Annotated in this window: 22 protein-coding genes and 1 riboswitch; of the genes, 10 read left to right on the top strand and 12 right to left on the bottom strand. The window is 35.9% G+C overall.

The features are described 5' to 3' along the window. Positions 1 to 108 precede the first annotated feature (108 nt). Together ABIZ51_06865 and ABIZ51_06860 are read left to right on the top strand one after the other, a co-directional pair. A complete protein-coding gene (locus tag ABIZ51_06865) occupies positions 109 to 1,503 on the top strand; it encodes a DUF1800 domain-containing protein (GenBank protein MEO7088498.1) in 1,395 nt (464 codons plus the stop codon). Positions 1,504 to 1,529: 26 nt separating this feature from the next. After that, on the top strand, positions 1,530 to 2,723 hold the full coding sequence (locus tag ABIZ51_06860) for a DUF1501 domain-containing protein (GenBank protein MEO7088497.1): 1,194 nt from the start codon (positions 1,530 to 1,532) through the stop codon (positions 2,721 to 2,723). Between the two features lie 55 nt (positions 2,724 to 2,778). Here ABIZ51_06860 and metH read toward each other — a convergent pair whose 3' ends face one another. Both metH and ABIZ51_06850 read right to left on the bottom strand, forming a co-directional pair. Beyond that, entirely contained in the window at positions 2,779 to 6,456 is a 3,678-nt protein-coding gene (gene metH, locus ABIZ51_06855) for a methionine synthase (protein MEO7088496.1), read from the bottom strand. Positions 6,457 to 6,580: 124 nt separating this feature from the next. Next, positions 6,581 to 6,713, bottom strand: a riboswitch (SAM riboswitch). A 15-nt stretch (positions 6,714 to 6,728) separates the two neighbouring features. Then, the gene (locus ABIZ51_06850; GenBank protein MEO7088495.1) at positions 6,729 to 7,001 is read right to left on the bottom strand and encodes a hypothetical protein; all 273 of its coding nucleotides are present in this window, start codon (positions 6,999 to 7,001) and stop codon (positions 6,729 to 6,731) included. Positions 7,002 to 7,130: 129 nt separating this feature from the next. Between ABIZ51_06850 and htpG the strand changes: the two genes are divergently transcribed. The 6 genes from htpG to ABIZ51_06820 all read left to right on the top strand — a co-directional run bounded on the left by htpG (position 7,131) and on the right by ABIZ51_06820 (position 12,397). Continuing rightward, positions 7,131 to 8,957, top strand: coding sequence for a molecular chaperone HtpG (gene htpG, locus ABIZ51_06845; protein MEO7088494.1), 1,827 nt, complete (start codon positions 7,131 to 7,133; stop codon positions 8,955 to 8,957). Positions 8,958 to 9,013: 56 nt separating this feature from the next. After that, positions 9,014 to 9,610, top strand: coding sequence for a LemA family protein (locus ABIZ51_06840; GenBank protein ID MEO7088493.1), 597 nt, complete (start codon positions 9,014 to 9,016; stop codon positions 9,608 to 9,610). Between the two features lie 2 nt (positions 9,611 to 9,612). Continuing rightward, complete coding sequence (locus ABIZ51_06835; protein MEO7088492.1) at positions 9,613 to 10,059, top strand: TPM domain-containing protein; 447 nt, start codon at positions 9,613 to 9,615, stop codon at positions 10,057 to 10,059. Positions 10,060 to 10,144: 85 nt separating this feature from the next. Further along, entirely contained in the window at positions 10,145 to 10,909 is a 765-nt protein-coding gene (locus ABIZ51_06830) for a TPM domain-containing protein (GenBank protein ID MEO7088491.1), read from the top strand. A 106-nt stretch (positions 10,910 to 11,015) separates the two neighbouring features. Then, positions 11,016 to 11,750, top strand: coding sequence for a TerB family tellurite resistance protein (locus ABIZ51_06825; GenBank protein MEO7088490.1), 735 nt, complete (start codon positions 11,016 to 11,018; stop codon positions 11,748 to 11,750). Positions 11,751 to 11,770: 20 nt separating this feature from the next. Beyond that, positions 11,771 to 12,397 (top strand): rhomboid family intramembrane serine protease, encoded by a 627-nt coding sequence (locus ABIZ51_06820; GenBank protein MEO7088489.1) that lies wholly within the window; start codon positions 11,771 to 11,773, stop codon positions 12,395 to 12,397. A gap of 72 nt (positions 12,398 to 12,469) precedes the next feature. Here the strand turns inward: ABIZ51_06820 and ABIZ51_06815 are convergent, their stop codons facing one another. From ABIZ51_06815 to hemE, 4 genes are all read right to left on the bottom strand, one after another. Beyond that, positions 12,470 to 12,877 (bottom strand): hypothetical protein, encoded by a 408-nt coding sequence (locus ABIZ51_06815; protein ID MEO7088488.1) that lies wholly within the window; start codon positions 12,875 to 12,877, stop codon positions 12,470 to 12,472. A gap of 293 nt (positions 12,878 to 13,170) precedes the next feature. After that, on the bottom strand, positions 13,171 to 13,890 hold the full coding sequence (locus ABIZ51_06810) for a (Fe-S)-binding protein (protein MEO7088487.1): 720 nt from the start codon (positions 13,888 to 13,890) through the stop codon (positions 13,171 to 13,173). Between the two features lie 41 nt (positions 13,891 to 13,931). Continuing rightward, on the bottom strand, positions 13,932 to 15,305 hold the full coding sequence (locus ABIZ51_06805) for an MFS transporter (GenBank protein ID MEO7088486.1): 1,374 nt from the start codon (positions 15,303 to 15,305) through the stop codon (positions 13,932 to 13,934). A gap of 27 nt (positions 15,306 to 15,332) precedes the next feature. Beyond that, on the bottom strand, positions 15,333 to 16,358 hold the full coding sequence (gene hemE / locus ABIZ51_06800; protein MEO7088485.1) for a uroporphyrinogen decarboxylase: 1,026 nt from the start codon (positions 16,356 to 16,358) through the stop codon (positions 15,333 to 15,335). A 333-nt stretch (positions 16,359 to 16,691) separates the two neighbouring features. Between hemE and ABIZ51_06795 the strand changes: the two genes are divergently transcribed. Then, on the top strand, positions 16,692 to 17,054 hold the full coding sequence (locus ABIZ51_06795; GenBank protein MEO7088484.1) for a hypothetical protein: 363 nt from the start codon (positions 16,692 to 16,694) through the stop codon (positions 17,052 to 17,054). Positions 17,055 to 17,210: 156 nt separating this feature from the next. Here ABIZ51_06795 and ABIZ51_06790 read toward each other — a convergent pair whose 3' ends face one another. Genes ABIZ51_06790 through mutY form a run of 4 tightly spaced genes read right to left on the bottom strand, consistent with a single transcriptional unit; the run spans position 17,211 to position 21,505 of the window. After that, positions 17,211 to 18,167 carry a 2-hydroxyacid dehydrogenase gene (locus ABIZ51_06790; protein ID MEO7088483.1) on the bottom strand — a complete coding sequence of 319 codons (957 nt, stop codon included), beginning with the start codon at positions 18,165 to 18,167 and terminating at the stop codon, positions 17,211 to 17,213. Between the two features lie 43 nt (positions 18,168 to 18,210). Continuing rightward, positions 18,211 to 19,005, bottom strand: coding sequence for an SDR family oxidoreductase (locus tag ABIZ51_06785; protein ID MEO7088482.1), 795 nt, complete (start codon positions 19,003 to 19,005; stop codon positions 18,211 to 18,213). Beyond that, positions 19,002 to 20,396 (bottom strand): DUF5723 family protein, encoded by a 1,395-nt coding sequence (locus ABIZ51_06780; protein ID MEO7088481.1) that lies wholly within the window; start codon positions 20,394 to 20,396, stop codon positions 19,002 to 19,004. Before ABIZ51_06780 ends, ABIZ51_06785 begins: the two co-directional genes overlap by 4 nt. A gap of 32 nt (positions 20,397 to 20,428) precedes the next feature. Further along, the gene (gene mutY, locus ABIZ51_06775; GenBank protein ID MEO7088480.1) at positions 20,429 to 21,505 is read right to left on the bottom strand and encodes an A/G-specific adenine glycosylase; all 1,077 of its coding nucleotides are present in this window, start codon (positions 21,503 to 21,505) and stop codon (positions 20,429 to 20,431) included. A 96-nt stretch (positions 21,506 to 21,601) separates the two neighbouring features. On the opposite strand from mutY, the gene ABIZ51_06770 reads away from it, so the two are divergent. Next, positions 21,602 to 22,282 carry an SGNH/GDSL hydrolase family protein gene (locus tag ABIZ51_06770; protein ID MEO7088479.1) on the top strand — a complete coding sequence of 227 codons (681 nt, stop codon included), beginning with the start codon at positions 21,602 to 21,604 and terminating at the stop codon, positions 22,280 to 22,282. A gap of 119 nt (positions 22,283 to 22,401) precedes the next feature. On the opposite strand, the gene ABIZ51_06765 is transcribed toward ABIZ51_06770, so the two are convergent. After that, complete coding sequence (locus tag ABIZ51_06765) at positions 22,402 to 22,632, bottom strand: DUF5652 family protein (GenBank protein MEO7088478.1); 231 nt, start codon at positions 22,630 to 22,632, stop codon at positions 22,402 to 22,404. 219 nt (positions 22,633 to 22,851) lie between these two features. Continuing rightward, positions 22,852 to 24,062: PAS domain-containing sensor histidine kinase (locus ABIZ51_06760; protein ID MEO7088477.1), on the bottom strand; the 1,211-nt coding region annotated here is incomplete at its 5' end.

Here is a 24,062-nt window from a genome sequence, read left to right as displayed (position 1 = left end):
ATGAAGAATTTTTTTCGCTTTGAAAAATTAATTTTTCAAACCTATTTTTGAGAGGCTTTATTTTAAACTATTTTGTACGACTTCTGTCGAACTAAAAAAAATAATTTTATGTCGCAAGCTCAAAAAAAAATTCTCCATTTATATGCGCGTGCAGGATTTGGCATCGATTATAAATCGTGGCAACGTTTTTCTGAAAATTCCATCGAAAAAAATATTCAACAACTTTTTGATGATTCCGCTAATTACAGCAATTTGTCAGTGGTTGATGAAGATATGACGAAGAAAAAAATCAAAGATTTAAAAGGAGAAGAAAAAAAAGAATTTAAAAAACAGCTTCGCGAAAAGGTACAAGAACTAAATACCACTTGGTTCTTAAAAATGGCCAACGACAATGCGCAATTGCGCGAAAAAATGACCTTGTTTTGGCACGGACATTTTGCTTGTAGAATTGACAATCCGCTTTTTTTACAAGATCTCAACAATATTTTACGCGCAAATGCTTTAGGAGATTTCAAAAAAATGTTGTCGGAAGTTTCTAAATCGCCTGCGATGCTTCAGTTCTTGAACAATCAACAAAATAAAAAAGATCATCCAAACGAAAATTTTGCGCGCGAAGTAATGGAATTATTTACCATCGGCAGAGACAACTATTCGGAACAAGATATTCGTGAATCCGCCAGAGCGTATACTGGTTGGAGATTTAATAAAGATGGACAATTTGAGTTTGTGGAAAGAATTCACGACGACGGAAGTAAAACATTTATGGGCAAAACCGGCAATTTTAACGGCGATGATATCTTGGGAATTATTTTGCAACAAATACAAACGGCACATTTTATCACCAAAAAAATATATGCCTTTTTAGTAAATGATGACGTGGATGAAAGCCGCGTAACGGAGCTTTCGGAATCTTTTTTTAATTCTGGATACGATATTGGAAGCTTGCTGAAAAATATTTTTTCGTCGAATTGGTTTTACGAAAGGCAAAATGTAGGAACGAAAATAAAATCTCCGACAGAGTTAATTGTAGGCACCAATAAATTATTTTCTGTGATGTATCAAGATCCGAAAGTGCTGTTGTACATGCAGCGCTTACTCGGACAAGTATTGTTTTATCCGCCCAATGTGAGCGGTTGGAAAGGCGGAAAAAGTTGGATTGATAGTTCGTCGTTAATGTTCCGAATAAAATTGGCTTCTATTGTTTTAAACTCCGGTATCATTAATATGGAAGTGAAAAATGATATGCCCGAAGATTTTATGATGATGATGGAACAAGAGCATAAAATTCAACAAAAAGTGCAGAAAAAGGTCCAAACAATAGTGGATTGGAACAGTTTTTTAAATACGCTTCCTGCGAATATTTCTCAAAAAGAATTAATCGCTTTTATTTTAATGCCAGATTTATCAAAAAATATGGAACAATTATTGGATCCATTTTCAAAAGAAAAAATAAAAGACATTACCATTCAATTGCTTTCTACACCGCAATATCAGCTGTGTTGAAAAAATAATTTTTTAAAACCAATAAAATGGAAAGACGTGATTTTATAAAAAATTCGTTGTTGGCATCGGGAATGTTTTTTGTGCCTTCGTTTTTAAAACCATTTCAATATTTATCGGATGGAAATGGATATAAAAATCTGGTTGTTATTCAGCTTTCGGGCGGTAACGACGGGCTAAACACGATTGTTCCGTACAGCAATGATTTGTATTATCAAAAGCGCCCGCAATTAGCCCTCAATAAAAGCGATGTAATTCCATTGAATGATGCGCTCGGTTTTCATCCATCTATGAAAAATTTACATGAAATTTTCGACAACGGTTGGATGAGTATTATGAACAGCGTGGGTTATCCAAATCCCGATCGTTCGCATTTTCGTTCCATGGATATTTGGCATTCCGCCAGCGATAGCAACGAATATCTTTCGTCTGGATGGATTGGTCGTTATTTAGATTCCGATTGTACAGATTGTAAAAATGCGTTTAATGCGATTGAAGTAGATGACACGCTTTCGCTTGCTATGAAAGGAGAAGCGAGAAATGGTTTAGCCGTAAAAAATGCGCAACAACTTTTTCAGGAAACGCGCGATCCTTTTTTTCAAAACTTGGCGGCACATTGTAAAGATGAAAATTTGAATGAAGATAATCTCGGTTATCTCTATAAAACTGTACTCGAAACAAATTCTTCGGCGCAATATATTTTTGAAACTTCTAAAACATATTCAAATGCTTGCGTTTATCCGAATTCTGCATTTGCAAAAGATTTGAAAAATATTTCTACGTTCATCAATTCTGGATTAAAAACCAGAGTGTATTATGTTTCTTTGGGCGGATTTGATACACATGTTGACCAAAAAGGACGTCAAGAAAAATTATTGCGCGATTATTCCGAAGGCATTTCTTGTTTTTTAAAAGATTTGAAAAATACTGGAAAATTGGATGACACTTTGGTGATGACTTTTTCTGAATTTGGCAGAAGAGTGGAGCAAAATGCCAGCAATGGAACCGATCATGGAACGGCAAACAATGTTTTTTTAATGGGCGGAAAAATTTCGAAAAAAGGTTTTTACAACGCTGCGCCTGATTTAAACGATTTGAGCATGGGCGATCTTAATTTTCAAATTGATTTTAGAAGTATTTATGCTACAATACTTGATAAATGGCTTGGCGTAAACGATGTGTCCATTCTTCCGCATAATTTTCAGAAATTAGATTTCGTATAGAAAAATAATTTTTCAACGCTGAAATTCTTTTTCAAAAAAATAATTTTTCGGAGCATCAATATCCCAAGCTCGAACCCAGCCAACGTTCTGTTTCTTCTACACTCATTGATTTTCGTTTCGCATAATCTTTCACTTGTTCTTTGGTAATTTTTCCAAGTCCGAAATAATGTGCTTGTGGATGTGCTAAATACAATCCGCTGACAGCCGCTGTGGGAACCATTGCCAAACCTTCAGTAAGAATAATTCCGACATTTTTTTCGGCATCTAATAAATTAAACAATTCAATTTTTTCAGTATGATCAGGTTGCGCAGGATAGCCAGGAGCCGGACGAATTCCGGCATATTCTTCTTTTATCAATTGATCGTTTGATAAATTTTCTTCTTTCGCATATCCCCAAAATTCTTTCCGCACTTTTTTGTGCATCAATTCTGCAAATGCTTCTGCAAGCCTATCTGCAAGAGCTTTCAACATAATAGAAGAATAATCGTCAAAATCTTTTGCAAATTTTTCTAACCATTTTTCAATCCCGATTCCTGCCGTAACCGCGAAACCTCCCAAATAATCTGTTGTATTAGAAGAGGTATTTTTCGGTAAAATAAAATCTGATAAAGCTACATTGTATTGTCCTGCAGGCTTTTTTGTTTGCTGACGAAGTGTGTGAAAAAATATTTTTTCGTTTTCGTTGTTAATGAGTTCAATATCATCTCCAACTGCATTCGCAGGATAAATTCCGATAACGGCATTTGCTTGCAACATTTTTTCGTTGATGATACGCTGTATCATTTTTTGTGCATCGTCAAATAATTTTTTTGCTTCGATGCCACGTGTCGGATCATTAAAAATTTTAGGATACGAACCCTTCATTTCCCAAGCATGAAAAAATGGTGTCCAATCAATATAGGTTGCAATTTCAGCGATGGGATAATCAATGAAAATTTTATTTCCAGTAAACGTGGGCTTCGCAATTTTTGTGGAATTCCAATCAACCGGAAAATTATTTTTTCGAGCTTCTTCCAAGGAAATAAATTTATTGGCAGATTGTGCATTTTTATTTTGTTCGCGGACATGTGCATAATCGGCATTAATTTTTTTCATAAAATCCGGACGTAAAATTTCGGAAATTAAACTGGAAGCTGCGGGAACCGATTTACTCGCATCGTTCACGTGAACAACAGCGTGCGAATAATGTGGAGCAATTTTTACAGCAGTATGAACGCGCGAAGTTGTCGCTCCGCCAATCAATAAAGGAATCGTAAATTTTTGTCGCTCCATTTCTTTTGCAACGTGTACCATTTCATCTAAAGATGGCGTGATTAATCCGCTTAATCCGATAATGTCCACGTTTTGTTTTATCGCTTCGTCTAATATTTTGTCGCAAGTAACCATCACGCCCAAATCAATAATTTCGTAGTTGTTGCAAGCCAATACAACGCCTACAATATTTTTTCCGATGTCGTGAACATCGCCTTTAACAGTCGCCATTAAAATTTTTCCATTGTTTTTTGCAACTGTTCCATTTTTGCGTTTTTCTTCTTCCATAAATGGTAATAAATACGCAACTGCTTTTTTCATAACGCGCGCACTTTTTACCACTTGCGGCAAAAACATTTTCCCGCTGCCGAATAAATCGCCCACAATGTTCATTCCGTCCATCAGCGGACCTTCAATTACGTGTAAAGCTTGCGGAAATTTATTTCTGGCCTCTTCGGTATCTGCTTCAATAAAATCAACAATTCCTTTTACCAATGCGTGCGATAAACGCTCTTCTACTGGAGCTTTTCGCCATTCTTCATCTTTTACAGATTTTTGTATTCCGACATTTTTCAATGTTTCTGCATGAACAAGTAATCGTTCAGTAGCGTCTTCGCGACGATCAAGTAAAACGTCTTCTACTAAATCCAATAATTCTTTCGGAATATCATCATACACTTGCAACATTCCTGGATTCACAATTCCCATATCCATTCCGGCTTTGATGCCGTGATATAAAAATGCGGAGTGAATGGCTTCGCGAACGGTATCGTTTCCGCGAAAAGAAAAAGAAACATTGCTAACGCCTCCGCTTACTTTCGCGAATGGAAGATTTTTTTTAATCCATTTTGTAGCTTCAAAATAATCAATGGCATTTCTGCGATGTTCGTCCATTCCCGTTGCAACGGGAAAAATATTAGGATCGAAAATAATATCTTGTGGCGTAAATTTTACTTCGTTTACTAAAATATCATAAGCGCGTTTGCAAATATCAATACGTCTTTGTAAGGTATCAGCTTGTCCCGCTTCGTCAAATGCCATCACGATTACAGCAGCTCCGTATTTTTTTACTTTACGTGCTTGTTCGCGAAATATATCTTCGCCTTCTTTCATCGAAATAGAATTGACAATCGCTTTTCCTTGTACACATTTTAATCCGGCTTCAATCACATTCCATTTCGAAGAATCAATCATAATGGGCAATTTACAGATGTCAGGTTCAGAACCAATTAGGTTTAGAAATTTAACCATCACGGCTTCGCTGTCCAACATTCCTTCATCCATATTGATGTCAATCACCTGCGCGCCGCCGTCTACTTGATCTTTGGCGATAGCGAGTGCATCTTCGTATTTTCCATCAATAATTAGTTTGGCGAATTTTTTAGAACCAGTGATATTGGTGCGTTCTCCGATATTCATAAAATTACTTTCAGGTCGCAACGTTACTGGTTCCAAGCCGCTGAGGTGCATTAAAGTATCCGCAGAAACCGGTTTGCGTGGCTTTGCTTTTTTCGCAAGTTCAGCGATTTCTTTAATGTGAGCAGGTGTTGTTCCGCAACATCCACCGACAATATTTAAAAATCCGGATTGCAAAAAATCTTCGATTTGATGTCCCATTTGATGCGCATCTTGATCGTATTCGCCAAACTGATTCGGCAAACCGGCATTGGGATAAGCACTCACAAAAAAAGGAGATTTTGCAGACATCTCTTCAATGTACGGACGCATTTCTTTCGCACCCAGCGCGCAATTTAAACCAACGCTTAATAAATCAACGTGCGAAATAGAATTTAAAAAGGCTTCGGTAGTTTGTCCAGAAAGCGTTCTGCCACTGGCATCTGTAATAGTTCCAGAAACCATCACTGGAAATTTGCGATTAATTTTTTCGCAATAATTTTGTATCGCGAAAAGCGCGGCTTTTGCATTTAAGGTATCAAAAATAGTTTCGATGAGGAGCAAATCCGCACCGCCATCAATAAGTCCGCGAATTTGTTCGGTGTACGCATCCACTAATTCATCCCAAGTAATAGCGCGAAAACCTGGATCATTTACATCAGGAGAAAGTGAAAGGGTGCGATTTGTAGGTCCGATGGCGCCTGCTACAAATTTTGGTGTTGCGAGAGTTGGATTTTCAGCATTAAATTCGGCAACAGCTTGTTTGGCAATTTTGGCGGCTTCGAAATTAAGTTCGTACGCTAAATCTTGCATGTCGTAATCTACCAAAGAAATTTTTTGCGCGTTGAACGTATTGGTTTCAATAATATCTGCACCAGCTTTTAAATATTCTTTATGAATGGTTTTGATAATAACGGGTTGGGTAAGACAAAGCAAATCATTGTTGCCTTTTAAATCTTTATGGAAATCGGCAAAACGTGTCCCGCGATATTCTTTTTCTTCGAGCTTGTATTGCTGAATCATAGTGCCCATTGCACCGTCAATCACTAAAATTTTTTTTTCGAGTTCTTTTCGTATATCACTCATTGTTTTTCGTTTTGAAAAATTATTTTTTTGAACGATTCAATTCAATCTTTTTATAAAAAAAAATCTCTCCCGGAAGTCGGAAGAGATTTGATAAATGAATATTTCTAAATCTTTTTTATTTTCCGACTTATCGTTTTCCGTAAAAAAATACGGAACAGGAGTTGGCACCTTCTTTTATTCCTTCGTAAAATTACGAAAGTAGAAAAGGGTTGCCAAGGCTTCATCGGGCACAGTCCCTCAGCCTTTCTGGATAAGCAATTAATTTAAAAGAACTATACTTTGTGCGAACTATATTTCGCTTTTAAAATTCTGAATTTTTCAAAAATTTCGTCTTTGAAATAAAAAAACAAACAAGTGCTCACAACCAAATAGGGTATAGCCATCAAATATAAAATAGCGTGATTTAAGCCTGCACCTGTTGTGCCGCCGTGTTGTAAATTAGATTGAATGGATGCGGCGCAAACGGAACATTGCGCTTTAACTTGTCCGACAAAAACAGACAAGAATAAAAAAAGTGTTGCGAAAAAATATTTTTTGCTTTTCATTTCGGGTACAAATGTAGTAAAGTAAGTTCAAATCAAAAAAAAGATATTTATTTTGCCACTTTGTCAGTTTTTGTGCAATGGCATACACTTTGACTAACGCGAGCGAACTCAACATTAAAATCAATAAAAATGCAAACAGGCAAAATAAATGTACAGACGGAAAATATTTTCCCCATCATTAAAAAATTTTTGTACTCCGATCACGAAATCTTTTTGAGAGAACTTGTTTCCAACGCCGTAGATGCTACACAAAAACTAAAAACATTAGTTGCTTTAGGCGAAGCAAAAACAGAATTAGGAGATGTAAGCATCGAAATAAGTGTAGATAAAAAAGCCAAAACGATTACCGTAAAAGACAAAGGGATTGGTATGACGGCAGAAGAAGTGGAGAAATACATCAACCAAATTGCTTTTTCAGGCGCGGAAGAATTTGTGCAAAAATACAAAGACAAAGCGGAAGGAAATGCCATTATAGGACATTTTGGTTTGGGTTTTTATTCGGCTTTTATGGTGTCTGCAAAAGTGGAATTAATCAGTAGATCTTTTAAAGAAACAGTTGCGAAAAAAGCAGTGAAATGGGAATGTGATGGAAGTCCGGAATACCAATTAACAGAGACAACTAAAAAGGAAAGAGGAACCGAAATCATCATGCACATTGCAGAAGATTCGGAAGAGTTTTTGGAGAATGCACGCATCGAAACCTTGCTCAAAAAATATTGTAAATTTTTACCTGTCGAAATAAAATTTGACGGAAAAGTCATTAACAATACCACTCCTGCTTGGACAAAGAAACCAGCAGATTTATCGCCAGAAGATTACAAGAATTTTTACAACGAATTATATCCTTTTTCCGAAGAGCCACTTTTTCACATTCATTTGAATGTAGATTATCCGTTTAACCTTACGGGAATACTCTATTTTCCGCGATTGAAAAAAGGTTTTGAAGTACAAAAAGATAAAATTCAATTGTATTGCAATCAAGTTTTTGTAACTGATTCGGTCGAAAATATTGTTCCTGATTTCTTAACGCTTTTACGCGGCGTTATTGATTCTCCGGATATTCCCTTAAATGTTTCGAGAAGTTATTTGCAAAGTGATTCCAACGTCAAAAAAATAAGTGCGCACATCACCAAAAAAGTAGCCGATAAATTGGAAGATCTTTTTAAAAATGATCGTAAAGATTTTGAAGCGAAATGGGAAGACATCAAAGTTTTTATTGAATACGGAATGCTTTCCGAAGAAAAATTTTTCGATAAAGTGCAGAAAATAGCACTCTTTAAAAACACCGAAAACACTTTATTTACTTTCGAAGAATACGCCGAGAAAATTAAAATTTCTCAAATGGATAAAGATAAAAAAGTAGTTTATCTCTACACAAATAATCCTTTGGAACAGCACGGCTTTATTCAATCTGCGAAAGATAAAGGATACGATGTATTGGTAATGGATACGCCGATTGATCCGCATTTTATTAATTTTTTAGAACAGAAAATGGAAAATATTTCTTTTGTTCGGGTGGATGCTGATACGGTGGATAAATTGATTCAAAAAGACGAAACAATTCCTTCTAAATTAAGTGAAGAGCAAATAAACCAGTTGAAACCGATTATTGAAGAAGTGGTTCCGAAAGAAAAATTTTCGGTGTCGTTTGAAAACATGAGCGAAACAGAAAACCCGATGATTATTACACAACCCGAATTTATGCGCCGAATGAAAGATATGAGCGCGATGGGTGGAGGCGGAGGAATGAATTTTATGGGAAATATGCCGGAAATGTATAATTTGATTGTCAATTCCAACAATCCGATTATCTCGAAAATTAGTGCAGAAAAAGACAAAGAAAAACAAAAAAAATTACTGAAACAAACAGCTGATTTAGCCATGCTTTCTCAGAATTTATTAAAAGGAGAAGCATTAACAACATTTGTAAAACGCAGTTTGGAATTGATTGATTAAAATAAATTACTTTTACATTTCGATAAACTGAAAAATAATTTAAAACCGAAAACAATATGAAAAAAGGATTAATCGCATTGGGCGTAGTTGTACTGTTTATTTTCATTATCGTCATGTGGGTGATGAATACTTACAATGGTTTGGTAACAATGGATGAAGGCGTTACCGCACAATGGAAACAAGTAGAAGTAGCATATCAAGCGCGTATGGATAAAACCAAAAATTTGATGGCGATTGTACAAGGTTCTGCTAATTTCGAAAAAAGTACTTTAACGGCAGTTGTGGAAGCACGCGCAAAAGCAACCAGCATACAAATTGATCCAACTAATTTAACGCCTGAAAAATTAGCGGCATTCGACAAAGCGCAATCTGCTTTCGGTTCATCACTTGGACGTTTGATGGCGATTTCGGAAAATTACCCGCAGTTGCAATCGGTACAAGCTTTCCGCGATTTTCAAGCACAATACGAAGGAATGGAAAATAGAATTGCTACGCAAAGAGGTCGTTTTAACGATGCTGCGCAACAATTTAATACATACATCCGTACTTTCCCTACCAATATTTTTGCAGGCATGTTTGGATTTCAACGTCACGCTTATTTTGAAGCACAGCAAGGTGCAGCTACTGCGCCCGATATCAATTTTAGTAAATAAAAATGGCAGACGTAAAAACTTTTTTTTCTGTTGAACAACAGGAAGAAATTAAGAAAGCAATTGTCGATGCGGAGCATCAAACATCCGGGCAAATTCGGGTACATTTAGAAAATAAATGTTCTGGAGATGCGATGGAGCGTGCTGTTCTGGTGCTTCATAAATTGGAAATGCACAAAACAAATCATCGCAACAGCGTGCTTTTTTACGTTGCTTTAAGTCATCGCAAATTTGCGATTGTGGGTGATGAAGGTGTTCACGCAACCGTTCCTGAAAATTTTTGGGACGATGTGAAAGAGCACATTATTAAACGATTTAAAGAATCCAAATTTACGGAAGGTTTGTGCGAAGGCATTAGGATGGCTGGCGATCATTTGAAAAAAAATTTTCCACACACGGATTCCGACACGAATGAATTGCCAGACGATATTTCTTTTGATACCAATGCTTGATTCTGAAAAAATGATCTACCTAAAAAAGAGCGTTCAAAAAATTATTTTTTCGAACGTCAAAAAAATATTTTTCCTGACACTGTTTTTGAGCTTTGCTTTTCAGCCGATAAAAGCGCAAAACGATAGTCTTCCGGACAGGCCAAATCCACCGAGATTGGTGAATAATTTATCGAAACAATTTCCCAATTTTATTTCTCCTGCCGAAACACAACAATTGGAATACAAGTTGGATCGCTTTAGCGACAGCACTTCCAATCAAATCACCATTGTGATTGTAGACGATTTAAAAGGTTTTGAGCCGTACGATTATGCTACACGATTGGGGCAAAAGTGGGGCGTTGGTACGAAAAAATTTGATAACGGCGTGGTTGTTTTAATCAAACCAACTGGCGGACAAGGACAAAAACAAGTTTTTATTGCTGCTGGTTCCGGCTTGGAAGGCGCTATTCCGGATGCGACGTGTAAGGAAATTGTGGAAAATGAAATGATTCCGAATTTCAAACAAAATCAAAATGATGTGGCGTTGAACAAAGCGACGGATGTATTGATTTCCTTAGCAAAAGGTGAAATTAACGCGAAACAATACGCACAAAAAGCATCGCAAGGAATGAGTTCCGGAACTCTCTTTTTTATTTTTTGGGTGCTGTTTTGTGTTTTTATTTTCTTCCGTTCGGCTTCGCAAAAACGTACTGGCGGCGGAAGTGCAACCATGGGCGCAGCCGGAATGTTTTTTGGAATGGGTGGCGGCGGATTCGGTGGTGGTGGTGGATCTTTTGGAGGCGGCGGTGGTGGTTTTGGAGGATTTGGTGGCGGCGGATTTGGCGGTGGTGGAGCAGGAGGGAGCTGGTAAAAATAGTTTTGAAAAATTATTTTTTCAAAGTAAAAAATAGGACAAAAATAAATGACAAAAATCCCTCTTGGCAACGGAGGGATTTCATTTTAAATAGAATGGAAGAATGATTGTTAAATGGATTGGCGGCATTTTGGGCTGGGCGTTGGATGGACCTGTTGGCGGTGTAATTGGTTTTGCTTTGGGTTATTTGATTGATGAATCTGCCACTGTAACGGTGAGTACTGGAGCGCAAAGTTCGTATGTGCGACAAAGCTTTCAGCCAAATGATTTTAGCAATAGTTTATTGGTTTTATCTGCCGCCGTTATGAAATCGGACGGTAAGATTATGAAAACGGAATTGGATTATGTGAAAAAATTTTTCATTCAAAATTTCGGTATCGATCAAACAAATATTCTCTTACAAAAATTAAAACAAAATTTAGAAGGCGAAATTCCTTTGCAACAAGTTTGTTTCCAAATTCGGCAGCAAATGGCGCTTTCCTCGAAATTACAATTGGTACATTTTTTATTTGGAATTGCAAATGCGGATGGAGAAATTCAGACTGCCGAATTAAATATGCTTGCCATGATTACCAATTTTATTGGCGTAAGCACCGCCGATTTTAATTCGATAAAAGCCATGTTTTACAAGGATGCGGAAAGCGAATACAAGATTTTAGATGTTTCGCCTAACGCAAGTGATGATGAAATAAAAAAAGCATACCGACAATTGGCAATTAAATTTCATCCTGATAAAGTGAGCAGTTTGGGCGAAGACGTTCAGAATGCTGCGAAAGAAAAATTTCAGAAAGTGCAACAAGCCTACGAAAAAATCCGCAAAAAACGCGGCATGAATTAACGCGTCAAAAAAATAATTTTTTGAACACCGATAAAAAAAAATTTCTCGGAAGCCTCTTTTTCCCTTGTTCGTTTGTCCTTTTATTATGGATAATTAAAACGGTGGAAGTGGCTTTTAACATCAGTTTTGCGCAATTCGGAATTTATCCGCGTACCGAAAAAGGACTGATTGGAATTGTTACAGCGCCCTTGATACACGCAGGTTGGGAACATTTAATTTCCAATACTATTCCTTTATTAATTTTAGGAATCACCATTTTTTATTTCTACCGAAGCATTGCCGTAAAAATATTTTTTTGGATTTATTTAATTACAGATGTTTGGGTTTGGGTAGCTGCGCGCGAAGCATATCACATTGGAGCCAGCGGATTAGTTTACGGATTTGTGTGTTTTGTTTTTTTTAGCGGCGTTTTCCGAAAAAATAAATCACTGTTGGCGCTCTCACTTTTCGTAACTTTTTTTTATGGAAGTATGGTTTGGGGAGTTTTTCCGATGATGCCGCAAATATCTTGGGAATCACATTTAATGGGCTCTTTCGCTGGAATAATTACAGCGTATTATTTTCGTCAAGAAGGTCCGTCAAACGAACATTATAATTTTGAAGACGACGACGAGAACGAACCTTACGAAGAACCGGAATTTGAGTGATTTACGAATTTGAAAATGTGCAGATTTTGTGTTTGAAAAAATATTTTTTTTACCTCATTTTTTAATGATTGTTTAACTGATGTACCAACGGTTATAATTTGTAACAAAAAAGAAAGCAAAAAGTACTACAACATAAACGATAGTAATTGTTTTTATTTTTTGCAATTTGGCTTCATCGCATTTAAAATTTTTCATTACGTCTTCCTTGCCTGTGTAAAGGCTTACAAATACAAAAACAATTGCAAATTGCGGAATAAGTAATATTCTTGAGACTAAAGGACCAAACCTAAGAGTTTGATCAACAGTTTGCATGGCAAATTTATGTAGGAAGATTGTTTGTATTACAAATAATTGAAACCAAAGAACGAAAGTAACTATTGTCTTTGCTGACATAAATTTGATTGATTCTTGGGCTCCTGTACTGTAATAGCGGTACAATAAGAAAACAATTGCTCTAAATCCGTATCTTATCTTTTTCATTTTTGTACTGGTTTACTTTGTGTATTCAGATTTGTTGTGCATTTTTAATGTGCGCCTCTCTATAATTAGAACGATTTTAAATTCGACTTAAATCTAATCAATAAAAAATAATTTTTCGAAATAAATATTATTTCGCTTCTACGGAGCTAATTTTTATTTCTGCAATTAACTATTACAATTTAACTCCTACGGAGTTATGATAAAAAACAGATTTGAAAAAATAATTTTTCGAGGCATAAAATTTTGCATAAAAAAAGTCTTTAAAAAAATAATTTTTCGAAGCCTTATTTTCCTTACCAGCCAGATGCGAGTACATCTACCAAGTGCATCATTTTGATATTTTTGTGTTGCTTTTTCGCGATTCCATCTAAGTGCATCAGGCAGGAAGTATCAGTAGAAATAAGGTATTCGGCGCCTGTTTCCAATACATTCGCAATTTTATCATTTCCCATCCCGATAGAAATCGGTTCCATTTTTGTAGCGAAAGAACCGCCGAAACCGCAGCAAACATCGGTGTCTTTCATTTCACGTAATTCCAAACCTTTTACTTTTTCGAGTAATACTCGTGGTTCGCGCTTGATACCGTATTCGCGCAAAGCCGCGCAGGAATCGTGATATGTGGCAACGCCATTTAATTCAGCTCCGAGATTTACAATCTTAAGAATGTTCACCATAAAATCGCTGAACTCAAAAATATTTTTTTGAATTTGTTTGTACTCGTTGTGTAAAGCCGAATTGTGAAACATTTCGGGATAATAATTTTTGATCATTCCAACGCACGAAGCCGAAGGACAAACAATGTAACGATCATTTTGAAATTCGCGAATAAACTTTTCGCCCACTTCTTTGCAATTGTCCCAATAGCCTGCGTTAAATGCAGGTTGCCCGCAACACGTTTGCTCCGGATTGTAATTGACTCCACAACCCACTTTTTCTAAAATTTTCACCATATTAAATCCTGTATCAGGATAAATTTGGTCGATATAACACGGAATAAAAATATCTACAATCATGATTTTAGTACTTCAAAAAATTATTTTTTCGAACACCTTTTTTAGGAAGATGCACTTTCAGTTTTTTGTATTTTCGGTACGCGCATCAACAAAAGTAATCCAACAACAAAAATAAGAACCAATGAAACTACAGCGTTTCGCATATCGCTCGTCATTTGTGTAATGCTTGCAAATAAAGCTGTTCCGAGTACAATGCCTACTTTTTCGCATACATCAAAAAAGCTGAAAAACGAAGCGTGATCCAATGTTTCGGGCAACATTTTAGAATACGTGGAGCGCGACAAGGATTGAATGCCGCCCATTACTAAGCCAACTACGCCGGCAAGAATGTAAAACTGTGTGGCGGTTGTTGTGAAATACGCGCCAATACACAATAAAATCCATATCACTACTGCAATTTTTAAGGTGGCAATGTTTCCGATTAATTTCGATAAATAAGAAAACAAATACGATCCTGCAATGGCAACAAATTGAATAACGAGAATGGTAATAATGAGTTGCCCGCTTTCCAATTTAAGCGTGTCGCTTCCGAACAAAGTAGCCACCATCATAATTGTTTGAACGCCCATACTATAAACAAAAAATGCTGCTAAAAATCGCGTTAAGCGAGTGGTGTGTTTTAATTGATGCCACACTTTTACTAATTCTTGATAGCCACGAAATAAATAATTTCCTTCGGGTTTTCGGTTGGTTGGATTACTCGGAACGTAATAAAAAGTAATTTGTGCAAAGACAATCCACCAAATACCAACTGCCAGAAAGCCCAAACGAGAGGCGATTCCAGCGAAAGAATCTTTGGCTTGTTGCAAAGCTTCTGTTTGTAAAATGCCAGCGTGTTGCGCCATAATTTGTTTCATTTTTGTATCTACATCGAAAAAATATTGCGGATATAAAACAACAATCAAATTTAAAATAAGTAAAATAGAACTTCCGATATAGCCCATCGCAAAGCCTTTTGCACTTACGCGATCTTGATTTTCTTCTGTGGCAATTTCAGGAAGATAAGCGTTGTAAAAAACAATGCTTCCCGAATAACCGATGCACGCCAAAATAATTAAAACGATTCCAAGCGAAAGCGTTTGGCTCGTAAAGAAATACATCAAGGAACAAGAAGCCGCTCCGAGATAACAAAAAAATTGCATGAATTTTTTCTTGCTTCCGCTATAATCGGCAATACCCGAAAGTAAAGGTGAAAGCACCGCAATTACTAAATAAGCGAAGGAAAGTGCATACGTTAAAAGAGCTGAATTATTAAAATTGATTCCCATAAATCGAATAAGGCTGGAGCCTTTCGAACTGGTAACGGCAAGGTAATAAATGGGAAATGTGGTGGACGTAATAACGAGCGGATAAACGGAATTAGCCCAATCGTAAAATGCCCAAGCGGTAATGATTTTTTTATTGTCTTTTTCCATTCGAAAAATTATTTTTTTAAAACCATTTTAAAACCGAAATTCTTTAACCGTATCCACAAAACATTTTACTTTGTCTTTTTCTATATCAGGATAAACGCCATGTCCGAGATTGGCGATATATCTTTGCGGACCAAATGCACGCAACATTTTTTCTGTTTCTTTTTTGATTTCTGAAAAATCGGAATACAACAAACACGGATCCATATTTCCTTGTAATGTTTTTGTGTCTCCGAAAATTTTTTTTGTGGCGGCAATGTCCATATTCCAATCTAAACCGATGGTGGCGCAATTTAATTTTTTCATTTCTTCCAAAGCGAAAAAAGCACCTTTCGCGAAAACGGTAACGGGCACTTCTGTTATGGCATTGCAAATTTCAGAAATGTAATGCAATGAAAATTCAGAATATTGCTGAGGCGATAAAATACCTGCCCAAGAATCGAAAATTTGAATTAAATCAGCACCTGCAGCTACTTGTGCTTTTAAATAATGAATGGTGCTTTGCGTAATTTTATTCAATAATTGATGCGATAATTGCGGTTGTGTGTACAATATTTTCTTTGCTTTCGAAAATGTTTTCGAGCCACTTCCTTCTATCATATATGAGAAAATTGTCCAAGGCGCGCCTGCAAAACCAATCAAAGGCACACGACCGTTTAATTCTTTTTTTACCAGTTTTATGGCATCCGTTACGTAGTGTAAATCTTCGCCATTTGCAATGCGTAATTTTTCGACATCCGCTTTTGTTTTTATTGTATTTTCAAACCAAGGACCTTTACTTTCAATCATTTGGTAAGGTAAGCCCATTGCTTCGGGAATAACCAAAATATCCGAAAAAATAATTGCCGCATCCACACCTAAAATATCTACGGGCTGAATGGTAACTTCTGCTGCAAATTCAGGTGTTTCTACTAATTCTTTAAATCCGCCCATTTTGGCGCGCACTTCGCGGTACTCCGGAAGTATGCGTCCTGCTTGGCGCATCAGCCAAACAGGAGTGCGTTCTGTTTTTTCACCTCTCGCTGCACGAAGCAATAAATCGTTCTGTAATTTCATGTCGCAAATTAACGGAAATAATTGATATTGAAATAAGAGATGAGGTGATTAAGTAATTTAGGTATTGTCATTCCGAACTTGATTCGGAATCTGCGCGTGGGATGGTGGTCTGGCTTACTTACACTGCAGTCGGCACGGCTGTCATAATATTTGCATTTATTTATATTTATATTTGCGTTTCATACTTATTAAAAATATAAAAAAATTAAAAACTATTTAGCAGTTATTGAAGAGATAAACAAAGAAATTTCGGTATTCAACGAGTTCTTAAAAGATAATTACAAAGTTGCTTTATTAGAAAAAGAGTGCATATTAGATGATACTTTACTCAATTTGAATGGAAAAAAGTGGGAGGATATTAGTTTTCCTGATAAGTGCGTGGTTGGTGGTGTATATTTTTACTTTGGATATTCGAGATCTAATCCAGATAAGATTTGTGTTTACATTGGAAAGGCATCATTTAATAGCACAACTGGAAGAAGACTGTGGTCTCATTTCAGATATGCCTTTGATGAAAATGGACAGATTGTCAAAACAAGTAGTAACGGAGATCCGTACAATATAGAAGCAATAACTTTAATTCCTTTCGAGATAAAAGGGATGACTTGCTTTGTATCAGCATTAGAAGAGCATCTCATTACCGAATTTGATAAAGAAGGGAAATATGAAATACTTAATGTTACAGGTCGTAAATAATTAATAATAATTTCAGAAAGCCTATAATTTAAAGGATTAAAAAAGAATGAGGGAAGGTAAATAATTGAAAATGTAAAATTGACAATGAAAGAAGCGTGTCATTCCGAAATGATTCTGAATCTGCTGCATATGGCAAAAAAGCAATTAAAATATTTTTTATTCATAAAAAGCAATAATTTTCTCCGCAAGCACACGCGCAATTTTCTCATTGCTTTCGTGTGTCCAGCCGGCAATGTGAGGCGTTAAAATTACTTTTTCGGATTGTGTTAAATACGTAAATGCTTCAGAAAAGGCTGATTTTTCAAGATTTTCTAAAGAAGTGGATTCGTATTCCAATACATCCAAACAAGCGCCTTTCACTTTCCCTGAAATTATATTTTTTACTAAATCGGCTGTGTTTAGGCATTTCCCTCGCGCAGTATTAATGACAAAAATATTTTTCTTGAAACGATTAAAGAAATTATCGTTCATTAAATAATCTGTTTCTTCCGTCAATGGCGTATGCAAACTAATGACGTCGGCACTTTCAAAAAGAGTTTCCAGCGAACTTTCTTTTGCAAACTCATCCGAGAAATTTGTTTTGTATTTATCGTACGCTAAGGTTTTCACACCAAAGCCAGAAAGCCTTTTGGCAAAAGATTTTCCCATGTTTCCGTACCCGATAATTCCGATTGTTTTTCCGCCCAATTCAATTCCACGATTTCCTTCACGAATCCATTTTCCTTCACGTACTTGTTTATTGGCTCTGCATAAATTATTGAAAAGTGCCAACAACATTCCAACTGCTTGTTCGCCTACTGCATCTCGGTTTCCTTCGGGTGCGTGAATACATTTAATTCCTTTTTTTTCTGCGAATGCAACATCAATATTTTCCATTCCGGCACCAGCACGCGCAATAAATTCAAGCTTTGTTGCTTTTTCGATGAGCGATTGCGTAATTTTTATGCGACTTCTAATAACGATTCCATGGTAGACGAAAATATTTTTTTCGATTTCCTCCAATGTCCAATTGTATTTTAAATCACATTGAAAGCCTTTTTTTTCAAGTGTTTCATGAAGTAAAGGATGATTGGAATCTATAAAAAGAATTTTTTTTTGATCTTGATTTTCCACGCTCGAAAAATTATTTTTTTAAATCTGTTTTTAGCAAAAAATATTATTCTATTTTTTGCTTGCGAATAAGTTTTGAAAATAACTTCGGAAAAAAACGTTTTATGTAAACAGCTTGTAGTTCATTGCCGCCCATAAAAATCTCTTCCTTTTCTTCTTTCATTGCTTCTATAATGAGGTCGGCACATTCCGAAGCCGGCATTCCTGCAGCCGTCGAAGCGTCCATCACATTATTTTTTTCTCCTTTTTCATTGATGGCATTCAAGGAAATATTGGTTTGGATTCTGCCCGGACAAACTATTAACACTTTCACATTGTCGTTAAAAATTTCCATCCGCAAGGATTCAAAAAATCCGTGTAAAGCGTGTTTGGATGCAGAATAAGCGGAACGCAAATAAAAACCGAATTTTCCAGAAATACTGCTCGTTACCACAATCATTCCTGATTTCTGTTTCAATAAATAAGGCAAAACACTTTTGGTTACGGCAATGGTTCCGAAAAAATTTACTTCCATCACTTTTCGATCGATGGACAAAGGAGTGTCTTTTGCGTATGAACGCTGACTAACACCACCGTTATTAATGAGAAGATCTATTTTTCCGAATTGAAAAATTATTTTTTCGACGAGCATATTTACGTTGCTTGTATCGGCTAAATCTAAAGGTAAAATCAAACTATTTTTATCATTTAACTGACATTTTTTTTGCACGCGCAACAGTTCCTCTTCTCTTCGCGCCGAAAAAATAATTTTTGCACCTTCTTTGGAAAGTCCTATTGCAAGCGCTTCTCCAATTCCGGAAGAAGCTCCAGTAATCCAAATTACTTTGTCTTTTAAAATCATTTGATGTTGAATCTTAAAACTCCAATTGCCATTGAAATATGAGGATTTTTGCTTTTTTCAAGATACGTTAGAACATCGTCCGTGGCGAGAAAAAATTCGATAAAATTATGTGCACTCAACGTAATTCCTATCGGCACTGAAATTCCGTAATTACTATTTCCGGCAACGCCTGTACTGAATTTAAAAAAACTATTCAAGGTAATTTCTCCGCCCAAAGCGTAATATGGGTTTTCTAAATTTCCACCAACAGTATTGAGCGGAAAAACTGCATCTGAGGCAATAATTATTTTAGATGTTAGCTGAAAACTGGCTCCCATACGTAGTTTAGAAGGAAGTGCGATATTGTAATCGGGTCCTGATTTAAAATCAACAATGCTATTATTCCCTAGCGTAAATCCGGAATTACCAAAATTCCAAGATTCCAAGCCATTGTTACCAGAATTTAATTTCGGCATTGTGGTATCAACAGCCGTTAATAAATTATGTGTCCAATGAATTTGTCCTAAATCAGTAGCAGAAATTCCCACGGTTAATTTATTGTGAATGACGGCACTTAAGCCCAAGTCAAAAGCAGTTCCATGTCCAACGCTGTTAAATAAATTGCCTGCATTTTGCGGAGAAAAATTTTGAATAGATCCATAATCAATATTGTAAATAGTGGAAAAAGACGAATGTGCATCCACGCCTGCATCCGTTATATTCGTTTCCAAATCGCCCAATCCCCATAAATATTTAAAACCAAGTCCTCCGAAAATATCAATGCCTTTTCCGCTTGCTGAATCGCCAAGAGAAAATAATTTTCTTCCGTAATCTATATTTAATTCGCGGTAATGATAATAGCTGATATTGGTTCCTGCCAACTCTTGAGAAATCAATTTAGAGGTAATGTTACTGTCTTGATACGCTTGGGAATTGACTCCGTTGAATAAAATATCTGCTGCATTTTGGCTCAACCCAATATGTCCAATCATACGATCGCGTACATTAATTGCAAAACCTCCTACCTTAGGAATGCTTACGGATGCTGCCAACCAAGTAATATCGGCTTCTAAATTTAATCCGTCCGAAGTGGTAAAAAGGGAAGCGTATTGTTTTTTCTGTTCAGGTGTAAATGTTTGATTAGGATTGCTAACAGCATTTTCCAGCGATTGAAAATCGAGTGCTTTGGATTGCAAATTAATGCCGGCATTGAGAATACTCAAGGAAAACCTATAGTTATTTTTCCATCCCAAATTGGCAGGATTGATGCCAATGGCCTCCCAATTTTTTACGATAGCCGTTGCTGCACCACCTTTGCTTACTGCCATTGGCGTAGCCAAATCTATTTGCGCATTTACTGTTTGAAAGGCTAAAAAAACAAAGGCAAACAAAGTAATTTTTCTGAATTTCATGTTTTATTTTTAGAGTTTACTGCAAAAGTAAACTAATTTTTTTCTTCTTTTAAATAAATGTCAATCAGTCTGGGAACGGCAAATTGCGAAGATTTTTTTTTCGGAATACAACTGAAATTATTTTTTTTCAAAATGGTTTCCGAAGGCATTTTTTTTAAATTTATTTTCCAAAAACGCGCATGAATTTTTTGATGACTGAGAATGTGTTTGTGTGTAGACGAAACTTTTTCGACACTGTAATTACTCGAAATACGAAGCTCCGAAAAATAATTTTTCAAAGCCTTATTTTCAAAAAATATTTTCTCAGCAATCTCTGTATCTGTTTCTAATAAAGGAAAATCGTATAAATTTTTCCAAATATCTTTTCCGGAACGCTTCCGAAAAATTATTTTTTCGGCATGCGTAAAAACGAAATAATTAAAATAACGATTGCGCTGTTTCGTGTTTTTTTCTTTCACAGGAAATTGTTGCTGCGCATTATTTTCGTAAGCGAAACACATCGTATTTAAAACACAATTTTTACAATCTGGATTTTGCGGTTTGCATTGCTGCGAGCCAAATTCCATAATAGCTTGATTGTATTTTCCAGGATTTTTTTTATCCAATAATTGAAAAGCTGTTTCTCGAAAAACTTTTTTTCCGGCGCCTGAATCAATCGCTGTTTTTATACCGAAAACACGTGCCAATACACGAAAAACATTTCCATCTACAACAGGCTGCGCTTCGCCAAAAGCGAAAGAAGAAATCGCGGAAGCGGTATAATCGCCAACGCCTTTTAATTGAAGAATTTCCGAGTACGTTTCCGGAAATTTCCCTTTGCATTTTTCATGAATAAATTTTGCACTTGCGTGAAGATTGCGCGCACGCGAGTAATAGCCGAGTCCTTGCCACAATTTCAAAACTTTATCTTCCGAAGCTTCGGCTAACTTTTTTACCGTTGGAAATTCTTTCGCGAAACGCAGATAATAATCCATGCCTTGCTCCACGCGTGTTTGCTGCAAAATAATTTCCGAAAGCCAAATTAAATACGGATTTTTCGTGTTGCGCCAAGGTAAATCGCGCTTGTTTTTATCGTACCAAAAAATTATTTTTTCGGAGAAGGTTTTCATCGGTTTTCGGAAAAATCAAATGTACATTTTTAATGATATAACAGATAAAATTTATTCAAGCAATCTATTTCCTCGCGCATTACGTAAATGTAAAAGATGAAAATAAATATTCTATTATTCGGACTTTTATCCACCACATTATTTATGGGAAATTCTTTGATGGCGCAAAAACATACGATTAAATACGTCGCCTTGGGCGATTCATATACGATTTGCGAAGGTGCGAAACGGGAAGAATCCTGGCCCGTTTTATTGACGAATGAATTAAATAAACGCGGTGTAAAAACGGAACTGGTTGCCAATCCGAGCAAAACAGGTTGGACAACGCAAGATTTAATTGACAACGAATTATCTGTTTGCGAAAAATTAAAACCTGATTTTGTTACCTTGTTGATTGGTGTAAACGATTGGGTTCAAGGTGTAGATTCAGAAACGTTTCACAAAAACTTGATGTACATTTTAAATAAAGTAGAACTTATTTTACCGAACAAAAAAAACTTGGTTTTAATTACCATTCCTGATTTTGGCGTAACACCTACTGGCGCGATGTACAGCAATGGCAGAGACATTGCAGCAGGAATTGCAGCTTTTAATTCGATTATTATCGCGGAAGCAAAAAAAAGAAATTTACTTTGCGTTGATATTTATCCAACAACTCAAAAAATGAAAGGAAATACTGTTTTAACTTCCAAAGATGGATTGCATCCTTCGGCAGAAGAATATGCACTTTGGGAAAAAATTATTTTTCCAATCGTATTTTCGCTGCTTGCAAAATAATTTTTTGAGAATAATTAATGAGAAATAACGTGTATCATACTAAACCTGTTTTTGAATTGCCTATAGCTTTGGCGGGAGGATTAAATAATTCAAAACAATATTGTCTTTACTAAGGTCAGTTATACAGTTACCTTTTCTGATTCGGATTTTTTCCGATGTCGTAAAATGTAAATGATTGGCAAAATTCCTCCTGTGTTAATAAGCGCAATGCAGATAAACCAAGCCAGATGATTGTTCCGTCCTGCTTTCCACAAGGCAATTAATTTCCAAATCAGTTCCCAAATAATCAGAAAAATGATTAAAGGCATAAGCGATATTACTATTTCTTGTAAGTGTTGACAGTGTCCCATTTTGTTTTTATTTTAATTATTTATTTGTCCGCCGTTTGGCTTTCTTTTAACGGTTTCGGGCTTGGCGAAGGTGGCGGAAATCGAATCATTAAACTTTAATTGAAAAGCTGAACTTGAATTTAGCCCTGAACCGCCAATTTACCAAACCGCTGTTGTACGCTGTGGTTATTTCAAAGTTAGTCGATTTGTTCATATAAATGTCATTAATCAGTCTTTGTATTATGCACTTTCATCAAACATAATTTGGTCTGAACTGCCTATTTTATATAAAGGTTTCTCAATGGGTAATGTAAAGTAAAACGAGGAACCTTCACCTTCAATACTTTCTACCCATATTTCTCCCCCATTTTTTTCCAAAAACCCTTTTACTAATAATAATCCAATACCAGCGCCTTTATTCTTTATTCTTTTTTCTGAAAGAATTTTCGTTTGTGGTGTAAAAAGTTTTTCAATTATTTCATTGGACATTCCAATTCCAGTATCCTTAATCTGAATAATAATTTTATCGTCTTTGGTCTTCGCTGAAATCATTATTGTTCCACCTTTTCCGGTATGTTTTATTGCATTTGAAACGATGTTTTGAATGATGGAAATTAACATTTTACCATCTGCAAATACAGAAGTATTCTCCTCGATTTCGTGATGAAGACTTATTGTGTTTATTGAAGCAGTTTCGTTTAAAGTTTCAAATACTTTATTAATGTATTCGGTTAGTTTTATTGTTGTAGGAGAAAAAGCGTCCGATGCATATTTTATTCTTGCCCATTCTACTAAATAGTCTAACATAGCTAATTCATCCGTTGATGATTTATAAAGTAAGTCAAGCATTTCCTGAACAGCATCAGGCTTCATTTTACGAAAATTTTCTTTCAAATATTTTGTTGTTCCAATAATAGCAGACAGTGGACTTCTTAAATCGTGTGAAAGTATAGCAAGAACGCTCTCCTTATGAGTATTAAGTTCTTCCAATTCTCTTATATATTTTTTAATGGCATCCTCCGATTGTTTCCTGTATGTCAAGTCGCGCAAAATTTTAACATAACCCAACATCTCACCGTCTAAACTGATGAGTGGAAAAACTAACCCATAAGCATAAAACAGACTCTTGTCTTTAGCAATGTGCCATCTATTATCTGTTGCTCTGCCTTCTTTTAAAGCTGTTTCAATTTCTCTTTTTGGAATACCATTTTTTATATCCTCTTCTGTAAATATTAAATCGAAAGGTTCTCCAACCACTTCCTTCGTTTCGTAACCAAATATTTTTGTCGAGCCAGAACTCCAACTATTAATGATGAATTCTTTGTCCAACGTAAAAATTGAATAATCTTGTAAGCTGTCAATTATTTGGCTATAAAATTCAGCAGTCGGTATATATTTTTTTAGAGTTTTTGGATTGTCTTGTTTGTTTTCCATTTGATTTATTTTAGTCG

Source organism: Bacteroidia bacterium (genome assembly GCA_039924845.1).
In the GTDB taxonomy this organism is placed as follows: Bacteria; Bacteroidota; Bacteroidia; order DATLTG01; family DATLTG01; genus DATLTG01.
Note: the sequence above shows the minus strand (reverse complement) of the source record. Positions and strands in the feature narration are given on the sequence as shown.